Raw genomic sequence first — 3,220 nt, forward strand, 5'->3', positions numbered from 1 at the left:
AGTTTCATCTGTAGTTATTATATTTGTAAAACCTTTACTGCCTATTACTGCAAGATTTACTTTTTGCTCTTTGTCTATATAGAGATTAAATAGTTCAGTGGGTCCTTCAGTGCCAATTATCATTCTTGAGCCAGTGTTATTTCTTGTATTTACCCATGCTGTCATTGTTCCTGATTTTTTATCTATGCCTAAATCATAAATTACTTTTGTCCCTGGATATGCATAAAGAGCTCCTTGATCATTTTCGTCTTTTCCAAACATAGGGGTTTCCTCTGCCGGAGTTTTTCCATTACTTCCAGTAGTACGGCCATGGGGTCTGACCCCATGGCAGAAAACTGGAAACAGTTTTCTGCTTGCTACAAAAAGCCATCAACCTTTGTTATCGCTTAGGTTGGTGGCTTTGGGATTTAATCCTTTGTCAGAAAACCAGAAAGAGTTTTCTACTTACTATATGAACAAGTTTTTTAATATCCGCCTTATGTTGAACCACTTACTGAATTTTTAGCATATAATTAATATATTATCTTCTTTGAATACATATGGTTTTCCTTGAATCTTTTTCATCAACCTACCATTACTTCTATCATATATATTAGAATAGAAATTTAATTTACCATCCTGTATATTGACTTCCTCTGTAATTATAATATCTGGCTCCATAATATTTAGAGAATTAAATGGTATTTTTATGGCTCTTTTATTATCCCATGACTTCCCACTTAGTTCTACATAACAACTTAATTTATCATCATAGAAATATCCAGTAGAACCATCTAAAGTTATCCCACTAAACATCCAATTACTTTCAAATCTTTTCCTTTCATATTCTTTTGTAATTATGTCATATATAGCAATTTCAGAGATATTTTCATTAAAATACTCAACTTTATAATATATCTTATTCTTGTTAGTATGAATAAATCTAACTATTCCTTCTTGTCCTACAGTCTCAATTATTTGGTATGAGAGTGTTTCTTTATCTTGTTTTATTTCATTTATAAATATTTCTAGTGGAATCAAATAGATAGAATCAATAGCACCTCTCACATCATTACAACTTGTTTTTTCAGGGTTATAAATATATTCGTACTTATCAGCTTCATTATAAAGTGCTGAGCTAATCAAAATATACTCTCTATTGTTAACTTTAAATGTTCTTATTGATTCTATACCATGTTTAAATAAAGAGTTATCCTTAACTTCATAATTTCTTTTTTCATTAACATCGTATACAAATAATTTAAATTTATTACAATTGTCTAAGTAATTATAATACTCATCGTATGAATTAATTTCATCAATCTTATACACTAAAAAATCTTTATTTAAAACATATAATTCTAGTGAAGCTATCATACAATCAACCTTTATTTGTTTTTCTTCATTTGTTAATAAACTAGTGGGAACATATCTTTGCAATTTAACGGATAGTAATCTTTCTTCAGTCCCAAAGTCGTTATCTAATTTAAAAAAAACAGAATAAAACTTCCCATCTTTTTCTTCAATAGCTCTATAATATAAAGCTGAACAGTCCCTATCATAAAAATACTCTATTATTGGAGCTGATGTATTAATAAGTTCTAACGAATTATTTATCAAATTATATTTATAAAATCCATCGTAAAATGTATTGAAATTCCTCCCTTGATTGTTATTACTAATATTCTGTCTAATAATGTATACATGATTCTTATATATAAATAGTGGTAAATAACTAATAAATTCATCATTTACTACCTTTAATTTTATAATATCCATATATCCCTCCAATTATTATGCATTTATAATTCTAAACTTTTAGTAGATAAGTAACATAAAACTCTATTAAAATAGAGCCTTATGTCACTTAAAATCAACAAAATTATTCTTTTATTTTTGGTAAATCAAAAAAAATATGAACATATCCTCTATCTGGTCTTGTTGTACCACTATGATAATGATAAAAGTATACTCCTCCGTATACACTTTTTTCACTATTAATATGATTTTGTATCTTGTTGGGATTTCCACCTGTTGTCAAAGCTAGCATTCTCGCATTATTCTGAGTAAAAGTATAAACATCATTTCCACCACGGACATGTATTTGAGCCTCAGCTATATCCATTGGTTTCAAGAAATCTATTACAACTGTATTTTTTCTATAGTCTACATGTGCAGGGTAATATTTATTACTTTTTCTGTTACTCATAGGTATATTAATAGGAGTACTTTTAGATATTGGTTTTTGCGTTGATTGTTTTTCTTTAGACTTAAATGGCTTTTTAATTGGGAGTGACGGTGCTGGAATAACAGATCGAGATTGTAGTGATTGAACAACAACATCTGTAATCACAAAAAAAGCAGCATATACAAACGCTTTAAATCTACTTAAAACTCCACTTCTCCAGTATCCATTAGGGTCATACATATTAATAGGATCATTTTTACAATAGCAAAATACATTATGTGATAATAGATCTCCCACCTGACCTCCTATCACATCAGCATTCAAGTATCTCCCCCACTCTGGGTTATAATATCTTGAATTTAGATAATATAATTCTGTTTCACTATCATACCTATAACCCCTATACCTGTAAGGATTCTTGTACCCAACATGTTCCTTATTACTAGTTACATCAATACCCTTTTCATCTCTAATGCTAACAAGCTTTCCCCAGCTATCGTATATATAGCTTACTACCTTAGTACCTCTACTATCAATCAGCCCAATAATGTCTCCTTGACCATTTCTTATATAATAATATTCTACACCATTTAAATTCATACTTACAAGGTCATCTGAGTTATCATATCTGTAATAAATCCTATCTTTTATTACATGATTAGCATCTTCAGTGTATTCATAGGTCACTCTATCCCCTATTAGGTGAAACTTTGTAGTAACTCCATTTACTCTCTTATGTGTTCTGATACCTGCATCGTTATACTTAAAGAATGCATTGATATCACTACCTACAATGGAGGTTAATCTTCTTCCTTCTTCCCAGCTGTAGGTATAACCAGCATAGGTCTTAGGATTGCCTATTGTATCATAAGTTATCTTATTTCCATTATAATGTGTCAGTTTATCCTTCCAAGGAGTTTCATATAGATAGCTTATAGTAGTCTCAACACCATTTATATTTTCCTTCCTATTAGATATATTTCCTCCGCTATCATAAGTGTATGTTATAGTTTTATTTAGAAGTTCGTTCTCTTCCTGTATAAGCTCATTTAG

3 protein-coding genes are annotated in these 3,220 nt (G+C 29.7%); all 3 read right to left on the reverse strand.

What is annotated here, in order from left to right; genetic code table 11:
• Nucleotides 1–261, reverse strand: a 261-nt coding sequence (locus P8V03_RS18725) for a hypothetical protein (protein ID WP_318799333.1), incomplete at its 3' end; no start/stop codon positions are given.
• Between the two features lie 240 nt (nt 262–501).
• Nucleotides 502–1,758: a hypothetical protein gene (locus P8V03_RS18730; protein ID WP_318799334.1), complete on the reverse strand. Its 1,257-nt coding sequence runs from the start codon at nt 1,756–1,758 to the stop codon at nt 502–504.
• 103 nt (nt 1,759–1,861) lie between these two features.
• Nucleotides 1,862–3,220 (reverse strand): RHS repeat-associated core domain-containing protein (locus P8V03_RS18735; protein WP_318799335.1); only part of this gene is annotated, 1,359 nt, incomplete at its 5' end.

This window comes from Clostridium tanneri, from assembly GCF_033659955.1.
In the GTDB taxonomy this organism is placed as follows: domain Bacteria; phylum Bacillota; class Clostridia; order Clostridiales; family Clostridiaceae; genus Clostridium_AM; species Clostridium_AM tanneri.

Bases quoted from the DNA above. Each gene is read 5' to 3' on its own strand.
- P8V03_RS18730 (WP_318799334.1), bottom strand. From the start codon at position 1,758: ATGGATATTATAAAATTAAAGGTAGTAAATGATGAATTTATTAGTTAT.